The 6816-nt window shown below is 62.7% G+C and carries 4 protein-coding genes and 1 pseudogene; 3 read left to right on the top strand and 2 right to left on the bottom strand.

Going from position 1 to position 6816, the window contains the following annotated elements; translation table 11 throughout:
• On the bottom strand, positions 1–646 hold a 646-nt coding region (locus tag QZT71_RS05815), incomplete at its 3' end, for an FAD-binding protein (RefSeq protein ID WP_295913768.1).
• A gap of 78 nt (positions 647–724) precedes the next feature.
• On the opposite strand from QZT71_RS05815, the gene QZT71_RS05810 reads away from it, so the two are divergent.
• On the top strand, positions 725–2158 hold the full coding sequence (locus QZT71_RS05810; protein WP_295913765.1) for a DUF4301 family protein: 1434 nt from the start codon (positions 725–727) through the stop codon (positions 2156–2158).
• Positions 2159–2286: 128 nt separating this feature from the next.
• Here QZT71_RS05810 and QZT71_RS05805 read toward each other — a convergent pair whose 3' ends face one another.
• On the bottom strand, positions 2287–3264 hold the full coding sequence (locus tag QZT71_RS05805; protein ID WP_295913763.1) for a GntR family transcriptional regulator: 978 nt from the start codon (positions 3262–3264) through the stop codon (positions 2287–2289).
• 145 nt (positions 3265–3409) lie between these two features.
• Between QZT71_RS05805 and QZT71_RS12535 the strand changes: the two are divergent.
• Positions 3410–3538: pseudogene (locus QZT71_RS12535) on the top strand (pyruvate formate lyase-activating protein); the annotation flags it as partial.
• Between the two features lie 415 nt (positions 3539–3953).
• Positions 3954–6395: a family 16 glycoside hydrolase gene (locus QZT71_RS05800; RefSeq protein ID WP_295913760.1), complete on the top strand. Its 2442-nt coding sequence runs from the start codon at positions 3954–3956 to the stop codon at positions 6393–6395.
• The last annotated feature ends 421 nt before the right edge of the window (positions 6396–6816 follow it).

Here is a 6816-nt window from a genome sequence, read left to right as displayed (position 1 = left end):
TTGCCTCGCGGATGTTGCGCAGCGTCGCGCCGCCGCGGGCTTCGACTTCGCGCTCCACGTCGCCGTATCCCAGCCGGGGCCGGGGCGTGCGCGAGAGGCGGATGTCTACGGCCGTGATGACGACGCGGCCCCGCAGTTCGTGCTTGAAGACGCTCTCGCGGTAGCCGAAACAGCAGTGCGTGGCGTCGAGCGTCGCCGTCGAGCGGCTGTCGACGCAGAACATGTGTACCTGTTCGATTACGTCTTTGGCTTCGCAGCCGTAGGCGCCGATATTCTGCACGGGAGCCGCTCCGGCCGTACCCGGGATGAGCGAGAGGTTTTCGATGCCCCACAGTCCGCGCTGCACGGCCCATTCGACCAGGTCGTCCCATTCGACGCCCGCGTCGACCCGTATGCGCACGGTGCCGTCCGCTTCGCCGAGCGGGGTGATCTGCCGGCAGACGGGCGTCAGGAGCAGCCCGTCGTAGTCGCGTGTGAAGAGGATGTTGTTGCCGCCGCCCAGGACGCACCAGCGCTCGGGCGCGCCGTTGCCGAAGAGCGTGCGCAGGTCTTCCGCGTTCTCGAATTCGGCGAGCCGCGCGGCATGTTGCTCGACGCCGAAACTGTTGCGTCCGCGCAGGCTGGTTTGGTGAAATTCTCGGATCATGATGTGCAAAGTTAGGAATTATTTCGTTATCTTTGAAGATAATTCCGAACCGACGAAAAAACTAAATAACAGAATACCATGTTTACCAAAGAGGATTTACAGCAGATCGAAAAACACGGCCAGACCCCCGGGGCGGTCGAGCGGCAGTTGGAGAACTTCCGCCGCGGATTTCCTTTCCTGCACGTCGTACGAGCCGCGTCGCCGGGCGACGGCGTGACGGTGGCGGATGAAGCGGAGGCCAATGCCGCCGTCGCGCGTTACGAAAAGGAGGCCCCCGGGCTGGGTATCGTGAAATTCGTCCCGGCGTCGGGAGCCGCGACGCGCATGTTCAAGGAGCTGTTCGAGTTCGTCAACGACGACAGGCGCGGCAAAGGCATCGACGCGTTGCTCGCGAACATCGAAAAATTCGCATTCTGGCCCGAGTTGAAAGCCGTGCTCCCGGCCGGGGCCGATGACAAGGCGGTCGTCGAGGCCATCGTCGGGGAGGGGCTCGGCTACGGGCGGAAACCCAAGGGGCTCGTGACCTTCCACGCCTATCCCGAGGGGGCCCGCAAGGCCGTCGAGGAGCACCTGGTCGAGGGGGCTGTCTATGCGGCTTCGAACGGCGTCGCGAAAATCCATTTCACCGTGTCGCCCGAGCACCGGGCCGGGTTCGAGGCGTTGCTGGCGGAGAAGATTCCCGTTTACGAAAAACGTTTCGGCATCCGCTACGAGATTTCGTTCTCGGTGCAGAAACCCTCCACGGACACCATTGCCGTCAATCCGGACAACACCCCGTTCCGGCAGGAGGACGGTTCGCTGCTGTTCCGTCCCGCGGGGCACGGCGCATTGATCGAAAACCTGAACGAAATCGACGCCGACCTGATTTTCATCAAGAACATCGACAACGTGACCACCGACGCACGGCGCGGCGACACGATTCGTTATAAAAAGGTGCTGGCGGGGATGCTGCTCGATTTGCAGGATCGCGCTTTCGAGTACCTCAAGGCGCTCGAGGTGGGCGGCGCGGAGCTGGAGCCCATTGCCGGGTTCATCGAAAACCGGCTCTGCGTAAAGCTTCCCGCCGACTACGATTCAGCCCTGCTGCGCGCCGTGCTGGATCGTCCGATTCGTGTCTGCGGCATGGTGCGCAACGAGGGCGAGCCGGGCGGCGGCCCGTTCTGGGTTGCGAACCCCGACGGCACGCAGTCGCTGCAGATTGCCGAATCGAGCCAAATCGCGCCCGCCGACCTGCCGCTGATGCAGTCGGCCACACACTTCAATCCCGTGGATTTGGTGTGCGGCGTCCGCGACTCGAAAGGCCGCAAGTTCGACCTGCGCCGCTATACCGATCCCTCGACGGGCTTTATCTCGTCGAAGTCGAGCGGCGGCCGCGAGCTGCGTGCGCAGGAGCTGCCGGGACTGTGGAACGGCGCGATGGCCGACTGGAATACGGTGTTCGTGGATGTTCCCGTCACGACTTTCTCCCCGGTGAAGGTCGTGCAGGATTTGCTGCGTCCCCAGCACCAGTAACCGTATCGGTAAAACGGAAAAGCCCCGGCGCATGGCCGGGGCTTTTCCGTTGCTGTTTTATGCGGTGTGCGCCGGGAACCGCCGGTTTCCGCCCGCGCCCCGCGGGCATTTTCAGGCTGCGGACGTTGTTATAATGACCGTCGGATGTTGAGCATCCACGGGTTTTCGATGTTGCGGATGCCTTTCTGGTTGAGCAGCTGCGCCAGCGTGCGGCCCATCTGCCTAAAGTCGGTCGACAGGGTGGTGATGCCGCCCGCGAGTATCTCCTTGAGCGGCGTATCGTTGTAGGAGATGATGCCGAACTCGCGCCCGGGCGTCATCTGCTGCCTTTCGGCCTGCTTGAGCAGCGTCACCATGTCGCGGTCGCTGACCAGGATGAACAAGTCGCCCCTGCGGATCTCGCGGTCGCGGATCGTGGCGAGGTATTCGTGGCCGAAACCCTGCTCCGTGCAGAAGCGCACCAGCCCGTCGTAGCGCTCCTGCGGCTCCTTCTTCTCGTGCTGCACCATCAGCAGGCGTTCGTATTTGCGGATATGGCCGAGGCCGTGGCAGAGCGCCTCGTAGGTGTCCTTTTCGAAATTCTGCGCCACGGAGGAGTATTTGCCCAGCAGCTCGGGATGGAAATGGTCGAGCAGGAACACCCGTCCAGAGAGGCTTTCGAGCAGCGGCCCGATGCCTGTGAATTTGCCCGGCATGATGATGTAGGTGGTGTATTTGCCGTTGGCGTCGGCGACGAGCGTGTCGAATACCCTGCGGTTGTAGTTGTGGAAATAGAGGTCGACGCTTACGCCCTTGCCGACGTGCTCCATGAACGAGTTGTAGAGGTCTTCCTTGAATTCGTTGAATTCGTTGAAAAGCAGGAAGACGTTGTGCTCCGCCGGAACCCGCGCCGAGGCGACGTAGTAGCCCACGCCGGGCGTCGAGGCGATGATGCCGCGCGATTTGAGCTCGCTCAACCCCGCGAATACGGTGTCGCGCGAAAGACGGTAATTCTCGCGGAATTCGTTGATCGAGGGTATCCAGTCGCCTTTCTGGAGCCGACCTTCGGTGATGCCGTCGATGACGAAGTTCACGACCTGTTTGTATTTGGATTCGTTGTTTTTCATTGCGTTGAACTTCCCCGGTGATGCAAATATAAGCAAAAATCGGGGAACATCGGTACGAACCGGTACGATTTTGCAAAAAAACATACCAGTTCGTACCAGTATGATAAAATTTTGTTTATATTTGCAGAAAAGACCGCACTGCGCCATGGAGAAAGGCATCGTTTTCAGCATCGAAGAGTTCGCCATACACGACGGGCCCGGTATCCGTACCACGGTCTTCCTGAAAGGGTGTCCGCTACGCTGTGCGTGGCGCCACAACCCCGAGGGTATCTCTCCTGCGCCTCAGTATATGTTCCGGCGCGACGGCCGCACGGTGTGCGACTGCGAAATCGCCTCGGACGAACTGGCCGGCAAACTGTTGCGCAGTAAGGAGATATACCTTATAAATAAAGGCGGCGCCAAGCATACCTGTTCGGAACCGCCGCCGCTGGGCAGACGCGGACAATACGCCGGTTCTGCGCAACCTCGAATGGCGCTGCGCCTCGGGCCGGGCCCGGAATGTCGGGCGTGTTCCGTGAGGGGCCATGATGCAGTCCATTGTCATCGGCGTCACCGACCCGAGGTTTACCATGCCGGGCATGTTCCCTGTCGATTGCCTTGGACAGCCTTATCTTTGCGGCGAAACTGCCCGAAACCAAAGACAAATCCCTCGAACAGATACAACGAGAACTGACAAAATAATCCCCATTATGAACCGTTTCGTAAAAATACTCCCCGCGGCTGCCCTGTGCCTGTGTGCCGCCGTGACCGCGGCCTGCTCGGGCCGCGAACCCGACGCCGCGATTGCGGTGGATGCCTCGAAAGTCGAAGCCGACATCACCCCGTGGCTCTACGGCGCCTGCATCGAGGACGTCAACCACGAAATCTACGGCGGCCTCTACGACCAGCGTATCTTCGGCGAGAGTTTCGAGGAGCCCGTTCCCAACCCCCTTTTCGACGACTGCACGGCCTATGAGGGCTCGTGGCGCGCCGAGGGCGGCGAGGTGATCGCTGCGGCCCATGCCGGCGCCAAGCTGGTTTACGAGCCGCTGGAGCTTGCCAGCGGCAGGGCGGAAGCCGAACTGAAGTTTGTCCGCGGCAACGGGGGCGACAATGCCGGACTGCTCGTCGGGGTGTCCGAGGCGGGCAACGGCGCCGACAATTTCAACGGTTATGAGATAAGCCTTGCGGCCGACGGCAGGAAAGTCGTGCTGGGCAAGCACCGAAAGAATTTCACCCCGGTTGCCGAGGCTGCGGTGTCGTGCGACCCCGCGCAGTGGAACCGCCTGGGCGTTCAGACCGGCGGCGGGAAAATACGGGTCTTGCTCAACGGCGCATGTGTTCTGGAAGCTGCGGACGACGATCCCGTGCCGGCCAAAGGCAAGGTCGCGCTGCGCACGTGGAATTCCGAAGTGCGTTTCCGCAACGTGAAAATCGCGGACGGCAGCCGGGAGCGGACGCTCGCCTTCCGCACGACGCCCGCCGTGCAAATCAGCCGGCAGTGGGACGCCTTTTCGACGGGCGATGCCGTGGCCGCCTATCGCCATACGGCGGGCGACGCCTTTAACGGCGCGCACGCGCAGGCCGTGGAGTTCGTTTCCGGGACGGGCACCGTGGGTATCGCCAATGCGGGCCTGAACCGCTGGGGCATCGCCGTGCGCAAGGGGCAGCGATTCGAAGGCCGCCTCTACCTCAAGGGTACGGGCGATGTGGTCGTGGCCCTGCAAAGCGCCGACGGTACGGCATCCTACGCCGCACAGCGCATCACGGGCCTCGGCGCCGCATGGCGGAAATTCCCGTTCGAACTGACCGCTGCGGCCGCGGACAGTAACGCCCGCTTCGCCGTCTACCTCGATGGCCCGGGCCGGGTGCAGGTTGACCAGGCGACGCTCATGTCCACGGGCAGCGACCGGTTCCGCGGCCTGCCGCTGCGGGCCGACATCGGACAGGCGATGGTCGACCAGGGGCTGACGTTCCTGCGCTACGGCGGCACGATGGTCAACGTACCGGGCTACCGTTTCAAGAAGATGATAGGCGACCGCGACAGGCGCCCGCCCTATTGCGGCCACTGGTACCGCTGGTCGACCAACGGCTTCGGTATCGAGGACTTCGTGCAGTTCTGCGAGAAGGCGGGCTTCACGGCGGCCTTTGCGGTCAACATCGAGGAGTCGCCCGAAGACATGGCCGACATGATCGAGTACCTGAACGGCCCCGTAACGTCGGAGTGGGGGCGTAAACGCGCCGAAAACGGCCATCCCGAGCCTTACGGCGTGAAATACATCGGTATCGGCAACGAGGAGGTGCTCTTCCACGGCGATAGCGCCGACGAGTACGACCACTACGTCGAACGCTTCGGCCTGCTGCACGATGCCATCAAGGGCAAAGACCCCTCGGTGAAGCTGATTGCCACGGCGTGGTGGCGCCCCGACTCCCCGAGCATGGAGCGCACGTTCCGCGCCCTGGACGGCAAGGCCGACTACTGGGATTACCACCCGTGGGCCGACCAGCTCGCCAGCGGCCGGGAGGTCGAAGCCGAACTGCGCCGCATGCGCGAGCTGTTCCTCGCGTGGAATCCGGATACCGCGATCAAATGCGCCATCTTCGAGGAGAACGGCAACCGCCACGACATGCAGCGCGTGCTGGGACATGCCGCCGTACAGAACGCCGTGCGCCGCATGGGCGACTTCGTGCTGACGTCGTGCGCGGCCAACGCCCTGCAACCGTACAAGCAGAACGACAACGGCTGGGACCAGGGGCAGGTTTTCTTCACCCCGTCGCAGGTGTGGGGCATGCCTCCCTACTATGCGCAGCAGATGGCCTCGGCCCACCACGAGCCCCTGCTCGTCGCCAGTGCGACGGAGGGTGCCGGCGAGGAGCTCGACGTGACGGCCACCCGCAGCCCGGAGGGCAGCCGCGTGGTGCTGCATATCGTCAATACGGGAGCCGAACCCCTGCGCGCAGCCCTGCGCGTGGCGGGTATGGAGCGGGTTTCCGCCGCACGCATGGTTTCGCTCTCGGGCGACCTGATTGCGGCCAACAGCCCCGAGCAACCCGAACGCATCGTCCCCGTCGAACGGAAGCTGCCCGCGAAAGCCGCGCAGACGCTCGAACTGGAGCCCTGGTCCTATACCATCGTCGTACTGGACAAATGACCGTCCAGGTGGGGGCAATTTCTTCGACGGCAAGGAGGTAGGCAAGGGCGGCAAAGCTATGGGCACCGGGCGTCGCTGGCGCTGGAAACACGGCATTTTCCCGACAGTCCCAACCGTCCGGAGTTTCCCTCGACTGCTCGGCCCGGGGGAGGAGTACCGCCATGTGTGCGTCTGTAAGTTCGATGCCGAATAGTTGTGCTTTAAATATTGCGCATCGGTCGGGGAGCGGTTCATTGAACCGCTCCCCGGTTGTTTTCCCGGAGGGCTGTGCCGCTTTTCAAAAAGCGAACATCGTTCTCCGGGGTGCGGCACAGTCTGTTTTTCGTCGCGGCGAATCCTGTCCATCTGCGCGGTGTACCGTTCTGGCCCCTGTTTTGCAGCGCCGGGAGGGTTGTCCGGAAGTCGCCGGAGGGGCTGTTTT

Origin of the sequence: uncultured Alistipes sp. (assembly GCF_902388705.1) — a bacterium.
GTDB lineage: Bacteria > Bacteroidota > Bacteroidia > Bacteroidales > Rikenellaceae > Alistipes.
Note: the sequence above shows the minus strand (reverse complement) of the source record. Positions and strands in the feature narration are given on the sequence as shown.